The organism is Geomonas azotofigens (assembly GCF_018919395.1).
In the GTDB taxonomy this organism is placed as follows: domain Bacteria; phylum Desulfobacterota; class Desulfuromonadia; order Geobacterales; family Geobacteraceae; genus Geomonas; species Geomonas azotofigens.
Genome location: NZ_JAHLME010000003.1, coordinates 164,503 through 185,586, shown reverse-complemented (window position 1 = coordinate 185,586; position 21,084 = coordinate 164,503). Strand labels below are relative to the sequence as shown.

Here is a 21,084-nt window from a genome sequence, read left to right as displayed (position 1 = left end):
CTGAAGTTGACATGGTTACCACCCGGCGAAGAAGGATCGCAGCCTGGCGTGCGCGACCCTGCGCCCTCGCTGGATGGCGCTTCTTTGGGAGAGCAGCGCGGGCAATCCCCTCACCGCGTCGCCGATTGCCCCCAGGTTGCACAAAAGCGTGCGTGGGGAGAGGAACAGGAAATACGGCACGATGAGGATCTCGGTCAGCAGCAAAAAGGGACCGAGTTCGATGAGCATGCCGAGCGGCAGGTCCTTGATCAACGTCCGGTAGCGGTTGCGCAGGCTGATGCGCCGAAGCGCCGGGGGCTTGTCGATCAGGCGACTGCGCCCTCCGAACGAGCCGGAAATCACGTGCCACATGCGCATCTGCGGCAGGAAAGAGCATCCCCACCCCTTCAGGCAGAGCCTGAGCGCGAGGTCGGTGTCCTCCCAGTAGGCAAAGTACTCCCGGTCCAGCCAGCCGTGGTCATCCCGCACGTCGTCCAAGGCGGTACGCCGCAGGAACATGGCGCAGTTGTTGGCCATGAGCACCTCATGACGGGCGTCGATGCGCGGCGAGGTGGTGAGCTGGAACCTTTTCCTGAGCAGGTACCCGGCGTTGACGAGGCGCTGGGTGCGCTCCCCGTCGCTCAGCGCATACACGACCCCGCCCGTCCAGCCGATGCGGGGATGGTCCAGCATTTCCTTGACGCCGTGCTCGATGAAGTCCGGGGCAAGATAGGTGTCCTCGTTCAGGAGGAGCACGAACTCGCCGCGGCTTCGCGCGACCCCGACGTTCATCCCCTCGGCGAACCCGAGGTTTTTCCCATTGGCGTGGACCGGAAACTCCGGGTACTCGGCGGCGAGCATCTTCAACGAGCCGTCGGTCGAGCCGTTGTCGACAACGATGATCTCGAGTTTGCGGTAGGTCTGCGCCTTTAGGCTTGCAATGCAGTCCGCAAGGTAAGCCGCGCCGTTCCAATTGAGTATCACGACGGAGACGAGGTCGGGTTGATGCAAGATGACTCCTTCCTTTTTACTAGCGCTTGAGCAGCGCGTCGAACATGCCTGCCAAAACACCGGCCTGGTAGCGCCGCTCGTACTCTTTTGGCGGGGCTCCCGGCAGGTCGAGGTTCCCGGCGCGCCACCGGTCGTAAAGCGCGCAGACGGCCTGCTGTATCTCGGCTACCTCGAGCCGGTCCACCACGGGGCCGATGCCGAGGTCCCCGACGATCCGGCCCGCTGTGTCCCCCTTGGCCAGCGCCAGGACCGGCCGCCGCACCCCGATGTAGTCGAAAAGTTTCGCCGTTGCCACCCCCTTGCGCCCCGGTTCGGTGATCAGGAGCAGGACGTCGGCATCCTTTTGCAGCTGAATCGCCTGGGGCCTTGGGACCGACGGCTTGAACTCCACCCACCGCTCAAGCCCCAAGCTGACCACCGCCTCCCGCTCCTGTGAGAGGATTTCGCCGACGAAGGTCACCTTCAGGTGGTCGGCGATGCCGGCGCGGTTTTCCCGCACGGCACCAGCCACCGCCTGGTAGAAGGGGAGCACGGTGCGGCCGGGGCGGCTCACCGAGAGGGCTCCGGTGTAGGTGATCTGGAATACCCCATCCTCGCGCCTGCGACGCTCCACCCCGTCGATCTCGGCATGGTCGTACCCGTTGGTCAGAACCGCCACCTTCTGCGCGTGCTCCGGATAGCGATCGCGGAAGTCCTGCGCGATGGGAGCGGTCACACCGATGACCCGGTCGGCCCCCGCCACCACCACACCCTCCAGGGCCTTCAGCAGTTTCCCATGCAGCCCCTGGTAGCACTCGGGGGGCTTTAGGGGCTCGAAGAGCCATCCGTCGCGGAAATCGGCGATCCAGGGGACACCGAACTTCCGTTTTAGGAGCGCCGCCACCAGGTGCGGACTCTCCGGCGGCGACGTGCTGAAGATGACATCGAACGGCGCCTTACGGTAGCGCTGCGCGGCGAGCCGGACCGCGAACGGTATCCAGGTGACCGCCTGGTCGGGGACCAGGAGGTAGTTCTGCAGCCGGGCCAGCCTGCTCCCGGAGGAGAGCACCCGGGCCCCCCCCCTGTTCTCGGTAGGGGTCGAGCGCAAGAGCAGTCGCTTGAACGGTGCCACCAGGCGCCCATACGGCTCCAGCGCCCTCAGGATCTTGGTTTCGTCCTCTCCCTCGATGCGGCCGTGCTTATCGGTAGTGAGAATCTGGACGTCGTAGCCATGCTCCTCGAGGTACTTCGCGAAGGCAAGCGGGCGCAGCGTTCCGGTCACGTTGCTGGGGGGATGGTAGTAGGTGATCACAAGCGCCACCTGTCGTTTGTCACTCATCAACGCTCCCCTTCCGGGGCCGGCAGCGGCCGCTGCCCCCGCGCGGTTGTTGCCTGCGCCATCGTGTACTGCCTCCTGGTGAAGGTGAAGTTATCCTCCTGCGCGCTGTAGGAGAGGGCGTACCCCGCGAGGGAGACCCGGCAGGGATCCGGGGGCTCGGGGGACGCTGCGGCACCCGGGGGAGCGGGAACCGGCAGGGCCGCCCCCCCGGCGGTTCTCGTGTACCTTACCAGGATCACCTTGTCCGCCGGGGCGGTCGTCCCTCCCGGCAAGGGGGTCACGGAGCCGTGAGGGGCTCCGGCCCAATAGGTGACCCGCTTCAGGGAGCCCCACCGGGGGTCCAGGTAGCCGAGGTACTTCATGAGAGCGGTGTTGTAGGCGCTTATGTTCCGTGCCAGCCCGGTTTGCGGTGGCATGTCCAGGATGGCGAGGTACTCGTAGCCCCCCTGGTTTCCCCGGTAGGACCGGTCGATTTCCCGGGCGAACCTGCGCACCTCCTCAAGCGATGTGCCGATGGCGAAGCGGTGCGACAAGAACAGGCCGAGGTTGGCGACGAAGGCGGCCATCACGGCAAAGACCGTCACTCCCCGTGCCCATCTGGAGCCCAGCAGCAGGGTGGATGCCAGCGACAGGGCCCCGGCGGCGATGCAGGCGCTTCCCGCGGCGAGGACGTAGTAGTTGTAGTAGTACGGCACCGCGAGATACCTGAAGGCCAACCAGTAGTAGCTCCAGACCCCGAGGAAGCAGCAGTTCAGCACCGCCCCGTTGGCGATGCAGAAGATGGAGTCCCTCCGGCCAAGGTAGACGGCAGGATCCGAAAGGGCGCGCCACAGGGCATAGCCCGCGAACACGACCGTCGCGGCGAGGACGCAAAGGGCAGCCGGCCCCGTCGCGGCCAACTGCTCGAGCATGTAGTGCCAAGACCACTTGAGGTTGTAGGCGACCAGGAGCGCCTTGCGGACCACCTGATCCCCGAAGGTGAGTCCATTGGCGGCGAGGAGCACCGGCGCCGTCATCTTGGGCTGCTGCTTGACGAAGTGGAACTGCGTGAACAGGTACGCGAGCAAGGGAATGGCCGACAATGCCCCCAGCGCCAGCACCCCTTTGACCCTTTTCCCCGCCTGCAGTTGCCTGCCGGCCAGCAAAAGGACGAAAAAAAGAGGCATGAGGAGCGTGATCTCGTAGATGAAGAGTGAAACGGCATACGCCGCGGCTGCCCAGACGAGGAGCCGCCCTTTCCCCTCACCCTGGTAGCGCTCGATCAGGCAGCAGCTGTAGAAGACCAGGGCAATCGACACGAGCTGCGCGTATACCCTCAAAAGGAGGAGGTCCAGCGAGAAGGGAAAGGCGAGGAAGAGGATGCAAAAGAGCACGATCCCCCGCCTGCCGCCGCCGTACGCGCTTGCGAAGCTTCCCGCGAACAGAAGCAGAAGAAGGAATGCGGAAAACGCGAGCACCGCCGAGAGCAGCAGTTCCGATCCTCCGGTCCCCCAGTACACCAGGTAGTTGACGATGATGCCGAGGAAGCGGTAGAAGCGGTAGGTGTCGAAGAAGTTCCAGTTCTGGTTCTGCACCCGGGTGAGATACGCGAGTTCGTCCCGGTAAAGGGGGATGGTGTCGAGGATCCCGAGGTGCAGCACGATCAGCAGTGCGCACAGCAGCACAGCCGGCGCGTATCTCCAGGTTGCTTCAGCGTTTCTCATTCAACCCCGCAATCCAGATGTTCTTGCGGAAATGCCGTGCCTCCACGACGAACTCTAACAGGGAGGAGATCTTGACCTTCGACGACTTGCGGAAATCCCTCACCTCTACCGGGAGGTAGGCGCACGACGCCTTTTGCAGGTAGGCCCTCAGGGCGAAGTCGGCCTCGGCGAAGTAGTTGTAGCTGCCCAGTTCCTTGAGAAAGGGGATGGCGCTGGCGCGAAAGACCTTGATGCACTGGGTCTCGGGAAGGCCCCTGCGAAACAGGGCCGCCATGATCAGCCGGGTGACGATCGACCCGACCTTTCTCGTGAGGGGGCGGCGGACCATGGAGTCGGGATGGCTCTTGGGGCCGTAGACGATGTCGGTGCCCCCCTCGAGGTGCTCCATGGCGTGGATCAGGAACTCCTCGTTCCAGGCCCTGTCTATGGAAAGGACGGCGATGTACTCCCCGCGGGCCACCCTGAATCCCCTGGCCAAAGCGCCGCCGCGGCCGCGGCAGGGAGTATGGTCGTAGACGATGTTGTCGTAACGTGCCGCGACCGCCGCCACGGCCTCCCGAGTGCCGTCGGTGCTGCCGTTGTCGGCGACGACGATCTCGAACGGCCTGCGCCCAAGCATCTGGCCCAGTTTCTGGTGGATCTGTCCCAGATGCTCCCTGACCGCCTTCTCCTCGTTGTATACCGGCAGGACGACGGAAAGGTACCACTGCCGGCGCCCCGCATCCCCCCTCCAGGCCTCGTGCGAGGTCACCTGCGGCGCGGCAGGTTCATCTGCAGAAAGAGGCAATTCTATTGCTGATCCCTTTCCTGAAGAAACAGTTGGTGCAGCTTGCACAGTCTCCCCTCCTTAAGGTCATCATCTCCCCGGTGTTCCAGATATCCCGGTCCGTGAAGAGATTGCCGTACTGCGCCTTGGGAGGCGTAATGAAACAGCATGGCGCCACGTTTCCGTGCGCGTCATATATGATGCTGAGCCCGAGGTTCTGGCAGTTGAACGCCCCCTGCGGCTCCACCGGGTTTAGGTAGCTGACCCGTACCGGCGCGCCAGCGAACTTCGCCTTTACCCGCTTGAGTTCCTCGAGGTAGGGGCGGTGTCCGGCGGTGACCGGCAGACGTTTTTCCGCGTCGCTGCCGGGGTAGTAGTTGTTGAAGACTACCGAGCCGATGCCGTCCTCAAGGGCGGTCTCGATGACCTGCTCCATCTGGTGCAGGTTCTCTACCGTGATGATCTTGCGCAAGCAGACCGACGGGACCAGCCGTTTGGCGGTCACCTCGCGCATCGCCGGCCTGACGGCATCGTACTTGCCGTCGTAGTGGCTCACGTGCAGGGAGTCGAGCCCCCCCCGCTCGAGCTGCTCCAGGTGCCGTTCCAGCAGCGAGCCGTTGCTGTAGACCGACACGTACTTAGCTCTGTTCTTCAGCAACTCGATGTAGTCGAAGAGCTCGGGGTGCAGGAAAGGCTCGCCACCTCCCAAGGTGACCCTGAAGGCGTAGCGGTTGAACGGGTGGTTCACGATCCGCTCCAGGGCGGGGATGGTGAGCTCAACCGACTCCAGCCGGTCCACCTTGAGGTAGCAGAAGTCGCAGCGGTAGTTGCACCGGGTGTTCACGTACACGGTGTAGCTGGCGGGATAGTGCCCGACGCGCGGCCGTCGCAGCGGGTTCAGCGCGTACACGGCTGCCCGCGCCAGATTCGGCGCACTCCCCGGAGCAAAGGCAGCTCTGCCGAGCACGGCTGAGCATGCCGCAAGGGCCTCCGTCACGAGCATGCCGCCTCCTTGCTTGCGTGGGCCCCGTTGTCCCCACCGCCCCTGCACCAGGCGCGGTACCCCTCGATGAGCCCCAGGTTAAGCGCCATGAGGATGTACCCTACCGGCGAGGGAGTGTCGCCAAGCACGATGACGGGCATAAGCGAGAGGCTCGCCAAGGCCACCAGGATGATCTTGTGCTCCTGGTTGTCAATGGTGCGGATGAACCCGGTGAAGTCCAGGTAGAGCCTGCGTACGATGTAGAAAAGCACCATCATTCCCACCGGCCCGAACCTGAACAAGGTCGAGAAGTAGGGGACATGGAAGAAGGGCAGCCAGTCCCCTCCCCCCGCCACCACGTTCGCGTCGAAGGCCATGAACGAGCCGACGGTGTCGGTCGTTGTGGGCAGCGGCTCGATGGCGTGCCACTTGCTCCCGATGCCGAAGCCGGTCAGCAGCGTCACCGGGCGGTCCATGAAGTTGAGAAATATGTTCTGGATCTGCAGCAACCGATACTCCCCGGTGTACTGGAAGCCGACCTCGGAGAACATGTTGATGGTCTGGATGGCGAACCAGATGCCATCAACCAGCGCCGGGAGTTTCACCAGCAGCAGCGCCACAAAGGCCACCAGGCACGCCACGATGTACCTCGACCGCAGGATGAGCTTGCCGTAGCTGAAAAGCCCGGCCCTGTGCGCAACCACCAGGGTCGTCAGGATGTTGGCCGCCAGCATGATGTAGTTGAAGCGCCTCGTGCTGGCGAGGACGAAGCCGACCATGCAGAGCATGAGGATCCAGCGGAACAGCCCGAGTTTCCTGCCGCTCCAGACCGTCGCGCAGTAGACGCAGACCGGGAGGTCGAAGTACACCATCTCGGAGTACAAAATGATCGGGATATCGCCGGGGGCGAGCGTCCTGATGTTCCCGGTCAGCACCCCGTAGGTGCGATAAAAGCCGTAGCAGACCAGGGCGACGGCAACCCATTCCAGGACCTTCCAGATGAGCTCCAGATACTGCGGAGTCCGCACGACGTTGACGACCACGAAGTAGACGGCGAACAGGTACGCCACCGGAATGATCGAGCGCACCCAGTCCTTGATCGAGAAGGCCTGCATCTGCCCCGTCAGGATGACGAACACCCCGACCACGATCCCCAGGGCCATCATCCCGAAGTACAGGTTGACGATCCTGTTGCTGAAAAACCGGCTCAGCAGGTTGGCTGGGCGCGCCGTCGACAGGTTGCTCCAGAAAAGAAGGGCAACAAGCACCGCAAGCAGCACGTCCCACGTCGAAACCGCCCCCAGCACGTACCTGCGGAACAGGTTGTAGCCGGCATCCGCCAGCCCCGCGCGGGCTTCCGGGTCGGTGGGGGCCGAGGAGAGAAACGCCAAGCAAACGATCAGGCCGCTCAGGAAAAAGACAAGTTTGGGACGCAGGGCAATCAGCATGTTGTTCCGGCGGTACGGTATTGGTTCAGGCGGCTTCCCGCTCCTTCAGCGATGCACGAGGACCGGGGGGAATTGCCTAACTCACAGTCAGTGGTGTTGCAGCTGAGATCTATTATGACTGCTGTCGTCACAGCATCCTCAAAGTTTTCCGTAATTAAAGACATAGTAAAATATCAACCCTTCGTTAAAAGTCAACGGGAAATTAACTTTTCTTCAAACAGCCGGAATATGCGGTCTGGAAAGCACGGCAACGCCCGCAGATTCAGAAGCGCCGGCCACAGCTCCTTGGTGCGCCGGCTGGTACGATGGTCATGCCGGCCGCGGCCCAGATCGCGCCGCGAGCCGTCCCCGGAGCTCTGCACGGAGCCGGGGCGGCCTGCCGGCGTCACCCCGCCATGGTCACCGGCTGGGTGACGTTCACGCCGCGCACCCCTTTTGGCCGACACAGGCCGACTCTGCGCATGACCCCGCGCAGGCACCTGAATGGGGTGCGCAGGAGCCACCCATTGCCGCGGGCGTACCCTTCCCAGCGCTGCGCCGTTTCGGCCAGCGTCGCGTCGCCGTTTAGCTGCGCCATCACCTTGAGCTGCATGATGTGTATCAGGTGGTAGTCGCGCGAAACGTTGTCGCCGGTCAGGACGTCGTATTTGGACCAGAAGACCCCCTGGTACCTGTGCATGTTCCTGCTCAGGGTGGCGCTGCACTCCCGGTACAGGTCACCGGCGCAACGCTCTCCCGTGGCCCTGAAGTAGTCCAGCACCCCCCACAGGGCGAAGATGAAACCGTTGAGCACATGGCAGGCGGGATCGGTCGGGTACTCCTCGAGCCAGACGTCCCCTGTCGCGTCCCGCCGCGACACCCCCCCTTCCAGGAGGTCATGCCCGAACGAGTCAAAGGCAAGCCGCGCCGCCTCCAGGTAGCGCTCCTCACCGGAGGCCTGGAAAGCCCGCAACAGCAGCGAGATGCCCTGTCCCTGCGCCATCGCCGAGACCCAGGGAGCCCGCAGGTCGTAGAGGGGAAAGTCGAAAGGATGCAGCCAGACCCCCCATCCCCCGGGCGTCCTGCCGAGATTGCGTGAGTGCCAGTCGGCCTGGGCAAGGAAGAGCCGGTAGGCGCCGGGGTTCTCCTGCTTGAGGTGGCGACTGTAGAGCCCAAGCCCGTACTGGGCGATCGTCACGGGCGTGTAGTGGACGCCGTACCCCCCACTGCGCGCCGGGACACCTGGACAGCTAAACAGCTTGTCGTAGTCCACCAGGGGGACCCCGTCCCGATCGATGGGGCCATAGAACCCGGACCCGACCTCATCGGTGGTGTTGGAGAAGTCCAGGTAGTAGTCGCCGAGATCCGCATCGCGGGATACGAGCCCCATCCCGATTTCCAGGTGCATGATGTGCCTTCCTTGTCAGGACGCCTGTCCGAGGCGGAGCGGCAACCTCCGCCCGACCCGGTTCCAGAGCGCCTTTGTCTCCGCCACGCCGAAGATGACTGGCAGCGACCCCACCCAAAACAGACAGGCCAGGCCGAGCTTTGCGATGACGGTGCCGGCAGAGAGCCGGAACTCCGGGAACAACAGCGTCCCGCAGAGCGCGAACAGCGCAGCCATTGCCACCGCCGCCAGGATGCGCCCCCAGTTGTGCGGCACGTAGTAGAGCCTCTGGCTCATCGCCATGTAGACCGCGAAGGAGAAGGCGGCGCTGACCATGGTGGCGAGGGCCGAGCCAGCGATCCCCAGAAGCGGTATCAGTGTGAAGTTCAAGGCCGTGTTGATCAGGGCCGTGGCCAGGTGGATCAGCGAGATCATCCTGGTCCTCTTGGCGATATCCATGCCGGGGGCGAAGTTGTACAAGGTGAGCATCATGAGCGCAAGCGACAGGATCGGGATGATGCGCCAGGCGCCGTAAAACTTGGGCGTGGTGAACACGAGCACGATCTCCTTGGAGAAGAGCGCGATGCAAAGCTGAAATGGCAGGGCCAGCGCCAGGAAGACCCTGAAGATCCGCGCGATGTCGCCGGGGGTCCCCTCCTCCCGGTAGCTGTTGTAGATGAGGGGGGTGAGCGAGCTGTTGAACCCGATCATGAGCAGGCTGACCACGGAGGCGAAACGAAAGCCGATGCCGTAGATGCCCAGCTCGGACACGCCCAGAAGGGTTCGGACGGCGATCCGGTCGACGTAGTTGGTGACGAACTCGGAGGCGAGGGCCGGCACGATGGGGAGCGAGAAGACCAGCATCATCGTGAGCGACGAACGCTTGAAGGTGAACGCGTACACCTCGCGATTGGCATGCCAGGCGATGACGGAGCCGGCGACCCCCCCCGCAATTTGCCCCGTGATGATGCCGGCGACGCCGTTTCTCAAGACCACGACGCAAAAGACCGCCACGACGGCGGTGACCACGGTCGACGCGAGGCTGGAGAGGATGTACAGCCGCGGCTTTAACTGCCAGCGCAGCAGATTCTGGAAAAAGTAGAACAGCCCGGTGGCACAGATGGAGGCGATCCCGAGCCGGAAAACCGGCTGCCAGGCGGGATCGCCCAGCAGCAGCCGGGCCAGCGGCCCCGATATCGAGAGGGCGGCGAGGGAGAAGACCGTGTACGCCGCTACGGTAAACCACAGGGCACTCGAGGCGTAGGCGCTTTTGTCGGCACCGCTTCTGGCCTCGGGGTAGTAGCGGGCGATGCCGCTTGAGATCCCCAGCGGCACCAGCACGTTCACCAGCGAGGCGAAAACCGCAACGAGGTCGACGACCCCGAAGTCCCCCGGCGCGAGGATCCTCGTGTAAACGGGAACCAGGATCACCGAGATGCCACGCGATAGGAGTCCGGCGAAGCCGTAAAGGACGCTGTCCTTGAAGAACCGCCTCAGCATCGGCGGTCACCGCCGTCGACGAACTCGCGGAACCGGCGCACCAGTTCGGGCTTGTCGTCGAGGCACAGGGCCGCCTCGCCCCCCTGGCTCAGGTACCTGCGCAGGCTTTGCCGCGCAAGCTCGTCGGGCATGCCCCAGCCGTACAGGTAGCGGAGCTCGGCGGGATCAAAGAACCACTCCGTGGGGGCCTCGTTGTTGATGAGTCTCAAGAAGCGCTCCGCCACCACGCGGGAAGACCACTGCCGCCCCAGGAATTCTTTGGCCCGGCGTCCGAGGTCGGTGCGGTAGGCCTCGTCGACCACGAGCTTCTCGATCGCCGCCTCGATCTGCGCCGGGGAGCAGTGGTGCACCGGCGGGATCTCCAAAGCGGTCAGGGTGCCCAGGTCCTTTTCCTGCGCGTATCCTCCGACCACGGCGGGCTTACCGAAGAAAGCGGCCTCCGAGGCGAAGCGGGCCATCAGGGTGTCGGAGTAGAGCTCGTCCACCACGAAGTCGCATCGCTCGAGCTCGTGCAGCACCTCCGCGTTGGGACGATTGGTGATCTCCACGTAGTCGATGCGGTGCCCCTTTTTCCTGAGGTTCGCTATCGCCTCTCGTATCCGGTCGGTCCCCTTCCCTTCGGAATGCGACGGGGCGTGCAGGATCCGGACCCCCTCGCTAGCGCCGGGTGCGCTCGACGGGGGGGGCGGAGCGAACCAGGTGGGTATCCCCATTTTCATGAACTGCACCACCTTTCTCTCGTGGAAGTGGCTCGTGGGGGGATGGTTCACGATGTAATCGGCCCACCGTTCGACGCGCCGCACGCACAGCTTCACGGCCCGCGTCTGCCGCCAGATAGCGGTGACATCGAGTTCGTGGCTCTTCCGGTTCAGGTACGGAGGACGGGAATCGCTCCCCAGGTAGATGAAGATCACCTGCTTGCCGAGGAACTTCAGAAGCGGAAGGTCGTAGCAGCGCAGGAAGGACCTGCCGAAGGTGAAGATGTAGCTGTCGTAGCGCGGCAGGGTCCAAAGGCACAACAGCGCGGTGCAGAAGTAATACAGGACGAGCCAGGGGAATCTCGCGGCTGCGCCGCGGTTGGAGTTGGCCATGCCGTCGAGGCGGCGGATCAGCGAGACCAAAGGGTTCTCCACCCGCGTCCCCTGGTAGGCGAAGGCGTGGCAGGAAAGGTCGTAGAAGTCGGCGCGGACCCCGAGCGCCTCGAAGCCGGACTGCAGTGAGCCGTTGTAGCCGGCTATCTCGCACAACCCTATCAGGATGCGGGGCTTCTTGTGCGCCATGCTAGAGGAGGGCCTCTTTCAGGTCACGCTTGTCCGGAAAGTTGACCAGCACGCCGAGGTCCTTGCCCTGGAACACGACCATGCTCCCGACGGCGACGGCGGAGGCGTTGCCGCGCTTGACGACCTCGCCCAGGTGTGCCACCGAACCGGCACCGCCGTTGGCGATGACCGGGATTTTGACCGCGGCGGCGACCCCCTCGGTGAGGTTCACGTCGTACCCGGCCCAGGTCCCCTCGCGATCCATGGAGGTGATCAGGAGCTCCCCCGCCCCCATTCTCTCAAGTTCGACCGCCCACTCGACGGCCGTCTTGCCGCTCTTTCTGGTGCCGCCGTGGGTGAAGACCTCGTAGCGCCCCCACAGGTTCTTGCGCGCATCGACGGAGCCCACGATGCTCTGCGAGCCGAAGCGGTCGGCCAGGCGCGAGATGAACGCGGGATCGGCAACCGCTTGCGAGTTCACGATGACCTTCTCGAACCCGATGGCGAAGATACGCCCGACGTCATCGATGTTGCACAGCCCGCCGCCGTAGGCAAGGGGCATGAAGCACTCGTTGGCGATCTGCTCGAGGATCCTGAAATTGGGGGGACGGTTTTCCCGGCTGGCCACGATGTCCAGGAACACCAGCTCGTCCACCTCGAGCTCGTTGAAGATCCGGACCGTGTTGATGGGATCGCCGATGTAGCTGTAGTTTTTGAATTTCACCGTCTTCACCAGACTCTCGTCCTTGAGCAGAAGACAGGGTATCACACGGGTTCGGAGCATAATTAGAGCCTTGCGAAATTTTCTAGGAACATCATGCCGTATTTGTGGCTCTTCTCGGGGTGGAACTGGGCCCCGTAGATGTTGTCCCTGAAGATGGCGGAGTCGAAGCTCACGCCGTGGGTCGTCTTCAAGAGCACGTTTTCCGGGTGCCGGCAACGGACGAAGTACGAGTGCACGAAGTAAAAGCGCATCTCCTCGACGCTTTCGAACCCCTGGGTGACGGGGTTTTGCGCCGCGACCGTCACGACGTTCCACCCCATGTGCGGCACCCGGCAGGCAGCGCTGTCCACCCGTCCGGTGAAGGCAAGGGTTTGCGCCGGTATCCACCCCAGCCCGGGGAGTTGGCCCTCCTCGCTGGAATCGGTGAGCAGCTGCATCCCCAGGCAGATTCCCAGCACCGGCACCTTCTCGACCAGCGCCTTGCGGTCGAGCACCTCGCGAATCCCCTGCTCGGCTATGCGCGACATGGCCGCATCGAAAGAACCGACCCCCGGAAGCAGTATCTTCTGCGCGGAGGCAATCTGGTCAGGGTCCCCCGTGATGCGGCTGGGCACCCCGATCTTCTTGAACATGTTGGCTATGGAGCCGATGTTCCCCATTCCGTAGTCGACGATCGTTATCATCAGACACCATTCTTGGAGGTGTATTTAATATAGAAGCTCATCGGGACCAGGTTCATTTTCGCCATCACGAAAAACAGCGGGCGCAGCTTTTCGAAAAGCGACTTGTACGTGGGATAGTCGCGGAAGTTGCGGCGCGCCCCGCTCATCTGCGCCTCGAACTCCTGGTCCGACAGGCCAAGCCTCTTCTTGAAGTACTCGAGGAGGTCGTCCTCGAGATGCGGCGGCTCAGCGTACAGCCTAAGCGCCTCCTCGCGCGCCATGAGACCGGACCGCGCCGACGCGGCGAGGCTCAGGTTCCTCAGGTCGATCTGGAACTTGTTGGGGAGGTAATAGCTGTGGTTGAAGGCGATCAGGCGGTTCTCCAGGTGGTGCCCACCGTAGTACTGCCAGTCGAACTCGCGCTCCAGGAACTCCCGTGCGCTCTCCTTGGTGTAGTCGATGTACCAGAAGGGACGGATCTTCTTGATGCGCTTCAGGAGAGTCCACTTCATGAATGCGGTGAAGTCCATGAGCGGGTAGGTCCTGCGCTTCACCTTGCCGAAGCGCTTGTGGATGGAGTCGATGTACTTGCCGTCGAAGTAGAAGCTCCCCAAGGGGGCGATACCCTCGGTCTTGAAGGAGTGCCCTTCGAGGATGTACTTGACGCCGAACTTCGATGCTGCCCGGTAGAGCACCTCGGCGATGGCGAGATCGGTGGAGGCATCGAGTTCCGGAACGCCAGAAAGAAAGAAGGCCCTGAAGATGTCGTCGATCTCCTTGTTGTCCACCACATAGGTGTAGAGCTCGACGTTGAGCTTCTTCAGCATCTTTTTGATGTTCTCGGTGGCGATGGCGCTGTTCCAGGTATTGTCGTAGTGCACCGCGAGGGGCCTGAGCCCCCACTGGACCGCCTTGTAGAGCATGTACGAGGAGTCTGTCCCGCCGCTTACCCCGACGACGCAGTCGTACTTCTTGCCGTGCCCGTCCTTCTTGATCTGCTCGATGATCTGCATCAGCTGCCGTTCGCCCTCGGGCGTGCCGGTGGCGTACTGAGCCTGGAGATCGTCCATCATCTTGCAGTAGTTGCACATCCCGCTTTCGTCAAACGTTATGTACGGGACCTTCGAATCGTAGATGCACCTTGTGCAGCTCACAGTCTCATTGGTTGATGCCACGTCGTACCTCTATTGGTTTTTAAAAATGGAACCGCACGCGTTGCTGGCGCTGCAGTACTCGTCAAAGGAAAGCTCCCGGCCGTCCACCTCCACCACCAGCGGAAGGACCAGACCGTCGGAGGCCTTCACGTAGCAGCGCGAGCCGAGCCGGACCACCTCGCCCGTGCGGGCGGCGGAGGTTGGCAGCTCCCCCGGACGCTGTATCGATACGAATTTCACCCTCGTCCCCCCCAGGAACGAGAAGGCGCACGGGTAGGGCTTGGTTTGGGCCCTCACGAAGTTGTACAGCTCGAGCGCCGCCTTGTTCCAGTCCATGAGGCCGTCGTCCGGCGTCCGAATCGGGAAAGGCACGATCTTGGAGGCGTCCTGCGGCGTCAGGACGTGGCGCCCTTCGGCCATCAGGACGAGTTGCTCAGCAAGCATCGCCTTGGAGGCCTCGGTGACCTTGCCGTACAGGGTGGCGATGTCGTCGTCCGGGTCGATCGGGATTTCCTTTTGCGCCAGGATGTCGCCGTCGTCGACTCCATCCTCGAACTTGAACATGGTTATCCCGGTGGTCTGCTCGCCGTTGATGAGCGCCCAGACCAGCGGAGAGCCCCCCGCGTAGCGGGGCAACAGGGAGGCATGGATCCCGTAGGCACCCAGCCGCGCCAGGTCCCTGATCGAGCGGGGGACCATGTAGTACCACCCGAGCACCATGATGACGTCGGCCTGGAGCGCGCGGATGGTCTCCCGGTAGGCGTCGAGCCTGCGCCCGTCGCGGGAGTCGACCGCGTAGCAGGGGATGTCGTGCTCGGCGGCGACGCTTTCAATGTCGGCATAGTTGGAGTTCTGGTAGCTGGAGGCGGTACTCTCTCCCTTTTTCTTGAGGTCGAAACTCTGCGGGATCATGAATACCGCAGAGACCTCGAAGCCACCCTCAAGGAGGTGTTGCAGCATCTGTTCGCTGAACTTCGTGGCACCCAGGAAGATGATCCTCATAGAAAGGACCTCAGTGCGCGGCAGACGGCGCCGACGTCGACCCCCTCGAAGCAGGGGAGCGTCAAGGTCTCCTGCTGCAGCTGCCAGGCGTTGGGCTGGGGAGCGCCGTATTTCTTCTGGTAGTAGGTGGTGCCGCTCAGGCAGTAGGTACCAAGCGTGGCTTCCACCCCCTCCCCCTTCAGGTGGACGATGAGCGCGTCGCGGTCCACCCCCCGGGGTACCCTGAAGACCAGCGACTGGACGTTGTGCACCACGTCCGGCGCCCCCTTTTGTTCGATGAAACCTGTGCCCGCGAGCTCCTCGATATAGGCCGCTCGGATGGCGTTGCGGGAGGCGACGATGGCGTCGAGCTTGGCAAGCTGCTTGATGCCCATGACGGCCTGCAGTTCGGAGAGCCTGAAGTTGTAGCCGTAATCGACGAAGTCGAACTTGCCGTCCTTGATCACGGAGCCGTGGCTCAGCTTCACGGCCAGCCTCTCGGCCCATGCGGCGTCCCCGGTGGTGATGGCGCCCCCCTCTCCCGTGGTGAGGAGCTTTCTGGGGTGGAAGCTGAAGCAGGTAAGGTCCGCGATGGCGCCGCACCTGACCCCGCGCTCGCTGCTGCCGATGGCGCAGGCGGCGTCTTCCACCAAGGGAATGCCCCGCTCGCGGCAGATGGACCTTATCTCGTGGAGCCCGGCAGGGTTCCCCAGGGCGTCGACGAAGATGACGGCCTTGGTGCGGGGGGAGACCTTGGACGCGAGCTGCGCGGGGAGCATGTTGAAGGTGTCCGGACTCACGTCCGCGAAGACGGGGGTGGCCCCGAGGTCTTCGACCACGTTCGCCGTTGCGGGGAAGGAGAAATCGGAGACTACGACCTCGTCTCCCGGACCGATCTCGAGGAGCTTAAGGCACAGCCACAGCGCAGTGGTGGCGGAGGTGGCGAGGAAGGCATGGCGCGCCCCGGTGTAGCGGGCAATCTCCTCGGCGAAGGACGTGACGAACCTGCCCCGGGTGAACCACCCCGACTCGAACACCTCGCGGAATTCGGTCTCGACCTCCTCGAAGGATATGTACGGCTTTATCAGCTTGATCATGGCTCACCTGATGTTGTCGCGGTACCACGCGAGGGTTTCGCTGAGTCCCTGGTCGAAGGGGGTCAGTCGGTAGTCGATCATGCCCCGGACCTTCGCGTTGCTGGCGTTGTGACACTCCACGTCCGCCTTGCGCGCCGGCTTCTCAAGGATTTCCCCCTGGTACCCCATGTTCCGGGTGATCTTGTGGATCACGTCCCGGATGGAGATCTGGCCGTCGGTGGAGATGTTCACGCTCTCCCCCGGGGCCAACCTGTCATAGAGCTTGACGATGGCGTCCACCGTATCGAGGACGAAGATGAAGTCCCTGGTCTGGTTCCCCCCGCCGTGGATCTCGGGGGGAAGACCGTTGAGGATCTTCCACGCGGTGATCGGAATGACACCGGCGAGGTACCCCTTGTAGTTCTGACGCGGCCCGTAGTTGTTGAAGGGGCGCACGATGAAGGCGTCGAGGTCGCACATCCGTACCCAGCTCTGCAGCGCGATGTCCGCGGCGGCCTTGCCCGCCGCGTAGGTAGTGGTCGGGTTTATCGGGTGCTTTTCATCCATCGGCTCGTAGACGGCGGTGCCGTAAACTTCGGAGGTGCTGAAGTGGCACAGCGTCTGGAAGCTCCCCTTGCGCTGCAACTCGAGCAGGTTCATGACGACGTTGACGTTGGTGTTGAAGGCGTTGGACGGGTTCACGAACGAATAGTTGAGCGCCTTGGTGGCGGCGTTGAAGACGATGTCTATGTCGTGGCGGGAAAAGATGTATTCCAGCGACGAGGCGATCTCGGCATCGTCCTTGTACAGGACCGCCCCCTGCTCCAGGGCGCCGGCAAGATTGGCCTCGCTCCCCAGGAACATGTTGTCGATGACCACAACCTCCCTGGCGCCCAGGTCCTGCAGCCGGTCAACGAGGTGGCTTCCGATGAAGCCGGCCCCGCCGGTGACCAGTATGGAACTTCCTTTGATGGGCGGTCTCATCATGCTCCCCTGACCTGCTGTTGTACCTGTCTCGCTATCTCCATGGCCTGGTACCCGTCGAGGGCTGAGGGGATCCCCTCAGCGCCGGGATTGCCGACACTCTGCACGAACGCCATCAGCTCGCTCAACAGCGCCTCCTCCGGCCTGACATCGATGGTCTCCTCCTTCGAAGAGATGGAAACCTTTTCGTAGTACTGCTCGATGGACTGCTTGTTGATCATCACTTCCTTGCGCAGCAGGTTGCAGTCGACGTACATGTCGGAGCAGGTAACGCTTATGTGCCTGAGCCGCTTCTCGGTGATGCGGCTTGCCGTGATGTTGGAGTAGGCGCCGTTTGCGTGGGTGAGCGTCGCCCGGGCGAAGGCGATCATCCCCCCCTCGAGCACCCCGTAGGCGCTTACCTGCCGCGCCGCGCCGTTCAGGTAGAGCGCGAGGTCGATGTCGTGGATCATGAGGTCGGTCACCACGTCCACATCGGTGATGCGGCTGCTCACCTTGTTGGTTCTGGTGAAATCGATGTTGATCACCTGCGAACTGTTGGAAAGCACCTTCTTGACCGCCATCACGGCCGGGTTGAAACGCTCGATGAAACCGACCTGAATCCGCACCCCGTGCTCCCTTGCCAGCGCAAGGATCTCGGCGCTGCTCTCCAGCGTGTCGGTGAGCGGCTTCTCGACGAAGATCTCCTTGACATAACGGCTGGCGAGCTTGATGTAGTCGTAGTGGGTGGAGGTCGGGGTGACGATCACCAGCGCGTCGACACCCGGGAGATCGGCTTCGAGGTTCGCGGTCGCCCGCACTCCGTACTGCCGGGAGAGTTCGGCGGCGCGGGCCTCGTCCGAGTCGCAGATGAAGCGCAGGTCGACGTCTTTGAGCATGGAGAGGACGCGCAGGTGGTTCCTCCCCATGTTGCCCAGGCCGATGAGGCCTACCTTGATGGGTCCCGGTCTCGTGGTCATTTCGCGTCTTCCTTCCGGGCTACCTTGTTCCCCATCTTGTCCACGTAGCTGTAGTGCCGGGCGGGGTTTCCGACAACGAGGGAGTAGGGCTCGACGTCCTTGGTCACCACGCTCCCTGCGGCCACCATGCAGTACTCGCCCAGGGTGACGCCGCAGACGATGGTCGCGTTGGCCCCGATGCTCGCCCCCCTCTTGACGACGGTCGGGGTTACCTGCCAGTCGGCGTTGAAGGCCCTGGGCACCTTGTCGTTGGTAAAGACGGCGTACGGCCCCACGAACACGTCCTCCTCGATGGTCACGCCGTGGTACACCGAGACGCCATTTTGCAGCTTGCAGTTGTCTCCGAGCACCACGTCGAAATCAAGGTAGGTGTCCTTGGAGATGATGCAGTTGGCGCCGATCCTGGTGTTCTCCCTGATCTGCGAGTTGATCCAGATCTTGGTGTTGTCGCCGATTTGGGCGGACGGGGCTACGTTCGCCGACGGATGAATGAAGATGTTATTTGCCATGAATCGCCTCCGCTATGTATTTTTGCTGTTCGACGGTCAAGAACGCGCTCATGGGCAGGCTCATGATCTCGCTGGAAACCCTCTCGGCGACCGGGAACTCCGCGGCGTCGTAACTCAAACCCGCGAACGCCTCCTGCCGGTACAGCGGGATCGGGTAGTGCACGGCGGTGGGCACCCCTTGTTCGTTCAGCCTCTTCGCGAGCGCATCGCGGTTTTTGACCCGAACAGAGTACTGGGCGTACACCGAAGTGCGGTCGGGCTTCACAAACGGTGTCACCACCTCCCCGCCGGCCAGCAGTTCGTTGTAGCGACTTGCCACCGCGGCGCGAACAGGCACCTCTTCATCGAAGTACTTGAGCTTCACCCGCAGGATCGCGGCCTGGATGCTGTCGAGGCGGCCGTTGATCCCTATGTACTTGTGCTTGTAGCGCTCGCCCTGGCCGTGGTTCATGAGCTGCCTGAGCTTGCCGGCGAGTTCGTCGTCGCTGGTGTAGACCGCGCCGCCGTCGCCGTAGCAGCCAAGCGGCTTGGACGGGAAGAAGCTCGTGCAGCCGATCCGGCTCAGGTTGCAGCTCTTTTTCCCCTTGTACTCGGAGCCGAAGCTCTGCGCCGCGTCCTCAATGACGGTCAGGTTGTGGCGCGACGCGATGGCGTTGATCTCGTCCATGTCGGCCGGCTGTCCGTAAAGCGCAACCGGAATGATGGCGCGAGTCTTCGGGGTGATCTTTTGCTCGATGAGGCGAGGGTCGATGTTGTAGCTGGTCTCGTCGATGTCGACGAAGACGGGAACCGCGCCGAGGAAGGCGATCATTTCGGCGGTGGCGATGAAGGTGAAGGGGGTGGTGATCACCTCGTCGCCCGGCTTGATGTCACAAGCCATCAGCGCGAGCAGCAGCGCGTCGGTGCCGCTGGAGCAGCTGATGCAGTGCTTGGCTCCAGTGTAGGCGCACATCTCGGCTTCGAGCTGAGTGACGTCTTTGCCCATGATGTATTGCGACGACTCCAGGACCGCGTGGATCGCCTCGTCGATTTCTCCCTGGTACTTACGGTACTGCGCCTGCAGGTCGATGAAGTTGATTTTCACCCTCTCCTCCTTAGATTGAGATACCCTGTGCGGTGCTCTCTATGTGTTCGGATTCACTGCGGTAGGCTTTTATCAGCCGACAGACGGACCGGACCTCGTCCGTGGTCAGTTGGTCCCCGAGGGGTAGGCTCAAAAGCTGATCGGCGATCACTCCGCTGCACGGAAGCGGCGGGGTGTCAAGGTGGGCGTAGGCGCGCAGGTGGGGCAGCGAAATCGGGTAGTGCACCCCGGTCTGCACCCCGTGCCGGGTTAGGTAGGCGCTGAGCCCCTCGCGGTCGTCCACGCGCACCACAAACAGGTGCCAGACATGGAACGCCCAGGGCGCAATCACCGGGAGCACTATCCCGGGAACTCCCGAGAGCCCGTCGAGGTAGCACCGGGCCAGCTCGCAGCGCGTTTCCAGCCAGCGATCCAGGTGCCTGAGCTTCACGTCAAGGATGGCGGCCTGCAGCCCGTCGAGACGGGAGTTGCGCCCTTCGAACTCGTGGTTGTACTTCTCGACGCGGCCGTGGTTCGCTATCATCCTGCAGCGCTTGGCCAGTGCCGGATCGTTGGTGACGATGGCACCGCCGTCGCCGTAGGCTCCCAGGTTTTTGCCCGGGTAGAAGCTGAAGGTACCGACGATTCCGATGCCTCCCACCCTTCTCCCCTTGTACTTGGCCCCGTGCGCCTGGGCTGCGTCCTCGATCACGTACAGGTCGTGCTCGGCGGCCAGCGCCATCACCGCGTCCATGTCGCAGGGGTGGCCGTACAGGTGCACCGCCACGATCGCCTTGGTGTTGGGGGTCACCCGCCGCCTGGCGTCTGCGACGGATATGGTGTATGTCTCCGGGTCGCAGTCGCAGAAGACGACCCTGCTCCCCCCCCTGGTGACCGCCTCGCTGGAGGCAATGAAGCTGTTGGCCGGCACGAGTATCTCGCTTCCCGGCGGGAGTCCCAGCGCCTCGACGGCGATTTCGATGGCGTCGGTGCCGTTGCCGACGCCGATGCAGAATAGGGCGCCGAGGTAGGCGGCGAAGTTCTCCTCGAAGCTCTTCAGGTAGCTGCCGCCGATGAAGGCGGAGTCGCGGATGACCCCGGCGATGGCGGCGTCTATCTCGTCGGAAATGCTCTGGTACTGTGCATGGAGGTCAAGAAAGCGTACGGTCATGAGTTAGATGCCCTTTATCTTGCGGGCCGGGTTCCCTGCGTAGATCCCGGGCTCGGCAATATCCTTGGTGACCACGGCTCCTGCGCCGATCACGACGTTGTCGCAGATCGTGACGGGAAGGATGGTGGCGTTGGTGCCGATGGAGACGTGGGAGCCCAGCCGCGTCGAGCGCCACAACTCCTTGCGCCCCCCCGCCGGACCGCCACCGCTGAACGTGTCGTTGATGAACATGGCGCCGTGCGAGATGAAACAGTCGTCGCCCACGGTGACCAGTTCGCACACGAAAGCGTGGGACTGGACCCGGCATCGTTCGCCGATGACGGCCCCTTTCTGGATCTCGACGAACGGCCCTATGAAGCTGCCGGAGCCGACCCGGCACTCGTACATGTTGACCGGCTCCACCACGGTGACGTTCTCGCCGAACTCGACGTCCCGGATACCGGCTTTCCTGATGATTGGCTGGTGCACC

General features: G+C 63.1%; 20 protein-coding genes. All 20 read right to left on the bottom strand.

Going from position 1 to position 21,084, the window contains the following annotated elements:
* Positions 1 to 15 precede the first annotated feature (15 nt).
* Positions 16 to 990: a glycosyltransferase family 2 protein gene (locus KOL99_RS10655; protein WP_216510463.1), complete on the bottom strand. Its 975-nt coding sequence runs from the start codon at positions 988 to 990 to the stop codon at positions 16 to 18.
* 19 nt (positions 991 to 1,009) lie between these two features.
* Positions 1,010 to 2,308 (bottom strand): glycosyltransferase, encoded by a 1,299-nt coding sequence (locus KOL99_RS10650; protein WP_216510462.1) that lies wholly within the window; start codon positions 2,306 to 2,308, stop codon positions 1,010 to 1,012.
* Positions 2,308 to 4,011, bottom strand: coding sequence for a hypothetical protein (locus KOL99_RS10645; RefSeq protein WP_216510461.1), 1,704 nt, complete (start codon positions 4,009 to 4,011; stop codon positions 2,308 to 2,310). The genes KOL99_RS10650 and KOL99_RS10645 overlap by 1 nt, the downstream gene beginning before the upstream one ends.
* A complete protein-coding gene (locus KOL99_RS10640; protein ID WP_216510460.1) occupies positions 3,998 to 4,798 on the bottom strand; it encodes a glycosyltransferase family 2 protein in 801 nt (266 codons plus the stop codon). Before KOL99_RS10640 ends, KOL99_RS10645 begins: the two co-directional genes overlap by 14 nt.
* A complete protein-coding gene (locus tag KOL99_RS10635) occupies positions 4,779 to 5,780 on the bottom strand; it encodes a radical SAM protein (RefSeq protein WP_216510459.1) in 1,002 nt (333 codons plus the stop codon). Before KOL99_RS10635 ends, KOL99_RS10640 begins: the two co-directional genes overlap by 20 nt.
* Positions 5,771 to 7,207, bottom strand: a complete 1,437-nt coding sequence (locus tag KOL99_RS10630; RefSeq protein WP_216510458.1) for a hypothetical protein — start codon at positions 7,205 to 7,207, stop codon at positions 5,771 to 5,773. The genes KOL99_RS10635 and KOL99_RS10630 overlap by 10 nt, the downstream gene beginning before the upstream one ends.
* A 385-nt stretch (positions 7,208 to 7,592) precedes the next feature.
* Positions 7,593 to 8,594 (bottom strand): D-glucuronyl C5-epimerase family protein, encoded by a 1,002-nt coding sequence (locus tag KOL99_RS10625; protein ID WP_216510457.1) that lies wholly within the window; start codon positions 8,592 to 8,594, stop codon positions 7,593 to 7,595.
* Between the two features lie 15 nt (positions 8,595 to 8,609).
* Positions 8,610 to 10,073, bottom strand: coding sequence for a lipopolysaccharide biosynthesis protein (locus KOL99_RS10620; protein WP_216510456.1), 1,464 nt, complete (start codon positions 10,071 to 10,073; stop codon positions 8,610 to 8,612).
* Positions 10,067 to 11,353, bottom strand: a complete 1,287-nt coding sequence (locus tag KOL99_RS10615; RefSeq protein WP_216510455.1) for a glycosyltransferase — start codon at positions 11,351 to 11,353, stop codon at positions 10,067 to 10,069. The genes KOL99_RS10620 and KOL99_RS10615 overlap by 7 nt, the downstream gene beginning before the upstream one ends.
* Before the next feature lies 1 nt (position 11,354).
* A complete protein-coding gene (locus tag KOL99_RS10610; RefSeq protein WP_216510454.1) occupies positions 11,355 to 12,116 on the bottom strand; it encodes an AglZ/HisF2 family acetamidino modification protein in 762 nt (253 codons plus the stop codon).
* 2 nt (positions 12,117 to 12,118) lie between these two features.
* Positions 12,119 to 12,739 carry an imidazole glycerol phosphate synthase subunit HisH gene (gene hisH / locus KOL99_RS10605; RefSeq protein WP_216510453.1) on the bottom strand — a complete coding sequence of 207 codons (621 nt, stop codon included), beginning with the start codon at positions 12,737 to 12,739 and terminating at the stop codon, positions 12,119 to 12,121.
* Positions 12,739 to 13,872 carry an N-acetyl sugar amidotransferase gene (locus tag KOL99_RS10600; RefSeq protein WP_328760121.1) on the bottom strand — a complete coding sequence of 378 codons (1,134 nt, stop codon included), beginning with the start codon at positions 13,870 to 13,872 and terminating at the stop codon, positions 12,739 to 12,741. The genes hisH and KOL99_RS10600 overlap by 1 nt, the downstream gene beginning before the upstream one ends.
* A 30-nt stretch (positions 13,873 to 13,902) precedes the next feature.
* Entirely contained in the window at positions 13,903 to 14,874 is a 972-nt protein-coding gene (locus KOL99_RS10595; RefSeq protein ID WP_216510451.1) for a methionyl-tRNA formyltransferase, read from the bottom strand.
* The gene (locus KOL99_RS10590; protein WP_216510450.1) at positions 14,871 to 15,950 is read right to left on the bottom strand and encodes a DegT/DnrJ/EryC1/StrS family aminotransferase; all 1,080 of its coding nucleotides are present in this window, start codon (positions 15,948 to 15,950) and stop codon (positions 14,871 to 14,873) included. The genes KOL99_RS10595 and KOL99_RS10590 overlap by 4 nt, the downstream gene beginning before the upstream one ends.
* 3 nt (positions 15,951 to 15,953) lie before the next feature.
* Positions 15,954 to 16,913 carry an NAD-dependent epimerase/dehydratase family protein gene (locus KOL99_RS10585; protein ID WP_216510449.1) on the bottom strand — a complete coding sequence of 320 codons (960 nt, stop codon included), beginning with the start codon at positions 16,911 to 16,913 and terminating at the stop codon, positions 15,954 to 15,956.
* Positions 16,913 to 17,872 (bottom strand): Gfo/Idh/MocA family oxidoreductase, encoded by a 960-nt coding sequence (locus tag KOL99_RS10580; RefSeq protein WP_216510448.1) that lies wholly within the window; start codon positions 17,870 to 17,872, stop codon positions 16,913 to 16,915. The genes KOL99_RS10585 and KOL99_RS10580 overlap by 1 nt, the downstream gene beginning before the upstream one ends.
* Entirely contained in the window at positions 17,869 to 18,381 is a 513-nt protein-coding gene (locus KOL99_RS10575) for an acyltransferase (protein WP_216510447.1), read from the bottom strand. The genes KOL99_RS10580 and KOL99_RS10575 overlap by 4 nt, the downstream gene beginning before the upstream one ends.
* Complete coding sequence (locus KOL99_RS10570; RefSeq protein ID WP_328760120.1) at positions 18,371 to 19,465, bottom strand: DegT/DnrJ/EryC1/StrS family aminotransferase; 1,095 nt, start codon at positions 19,463 to 19,465, stop codon at positions 18,371 to 18,373. Before KOL99_RS10570 ends, KOL99_RS10575 begins: the two co-directional genes overlap by 11 nt.
* Before the next feature lie 10 nt (positions 19,466 to 19,475).
* On the bottom strand, positions 19,476 to 20,615 hold the full coding sequence (locus tag KOL99_RS10565; protein ID WP_216510446.1) for a DegT/DnrJ/EryC1/StrS family aminotransferase: 1,140 nt from the start codon (positions 20,613 to 20,615) through the stop codon (positions 19,476 to 19,478).
* Between the two features lie 3 nt (positions 20,616 to 20,618).
* A complete protein-coding gene (locus tag KOL99_RS10560; RefSeq protein WP_216510445.1) occupies positions 20,619 to 21,083 on the bottom strand; it encodes an acyltransferase in 465 nt (154 codons plus the stop codon).
* Between the last annotated feature and the right edge of the window lies 1 nt (position 21,084).

Coding starts and splice junctions, on each gene's coding strand:
- KOL99_RS10650 (WP_216510462.1), bottom strand. CDS start 2,308: ATGAGTGACAAACGACAGGTGGCGCTTGTGATCACCTACTACCATCCC.
- KOL99_RS10645 (WP_216510461.1), bottom strand. CDS start 4,011: ATGAGAAACGCTGAAGCAACCTGGAGATACGCGCCGGCTGTGCTGCTG.
- KOL99_RS10635 (WP_216510459.1), bottom strand. CDS start 5,780: ATGCTCGTGACGGAGGCCCTTGCGGCATGCTCAGCCGTGCTCGGCAGA.
- KOL99_RS10630 (WP_216510458.1), bottom strand. CDS start 7,207: ATGCTGATTGCCCTGCGTCCCAAACTTGTCTTTTTCCTGAGCGGCCTG.
- KOL99_RS10625 (WP_216510457.1), bottom strand. CDS start 8,594: ATGCACCTGGAAATCGGGATGGGGCTCGTATCCCGCGATGCGGATCTC.
- KOL99_RS10620 (WP_216510456.1), bottom strand. CDS start 10,073: ATGCTGAGGCGGTTCTTCAAGGACAGCGTCCTTTACGGCTTCGCCGGA.
- KOL99_RS10615 (WP_216510455.1), bottom strand. CDS start 11,353: ATGGCGCACAAGAAGCCCCGCATCCTGATAGGGTTGTGCGAGATAGCC.
- KOL99_RS10610 (WP_216510454.1), bottom strand. CDS start 12,116: ATGCTCCGAACCCGTGTGATACCCTGTCTTCTGCTCAAGGACGAGAGT.
- hisH (WP_216510453.1), bottom strand. CDS start 12,739: ATGATAACGATCGTCGACTACGGAATGGGGAACATCGGCTCCATAGCC.
- KOL99_RS10595 (WP_216510451.1), bottom strand. CDS start 14,874: ATGAGGATCATCTTCCTGGGTGCCACGAAGTTCAGCGAACAGATGCTG.
- KOL99_RS10590 (WP_216510450.1), bottom strand. CDS start 15,950: ATGATCAAGCTGATAAAGCCGTACATATCCTTCGAGGAGGTCGAGACC.
- KOL99_RS10585 (WP_216510449.1), bottom strand. CDS start 16,913: ATGAGACCGCCCATCAAAGGAAGTTCCATACTGGTCACCGGCGGGGCC.
- KOL99_RS10580 (WP_216510448.1), bottom strand. CDS start 17,872: ATGACCACGAGACCGGGACCCATCAAGGTAGGCCTCATCGGCCTGGGC.
- KOL99_RS10575 (WP_216510447.1), bottom strand. CDS start 18,381: ATGGCAAATAACATCTTCATTCATCCGTCGGCGAACGTAGCCCCGTCC.
- KOL99_RS10565 (WP_216510446.1), bottom strand. CDS start 20,615: ATGACCGTACGCTTTCTTGACCTCCATGCACAGTACCAGAGCATTTCC.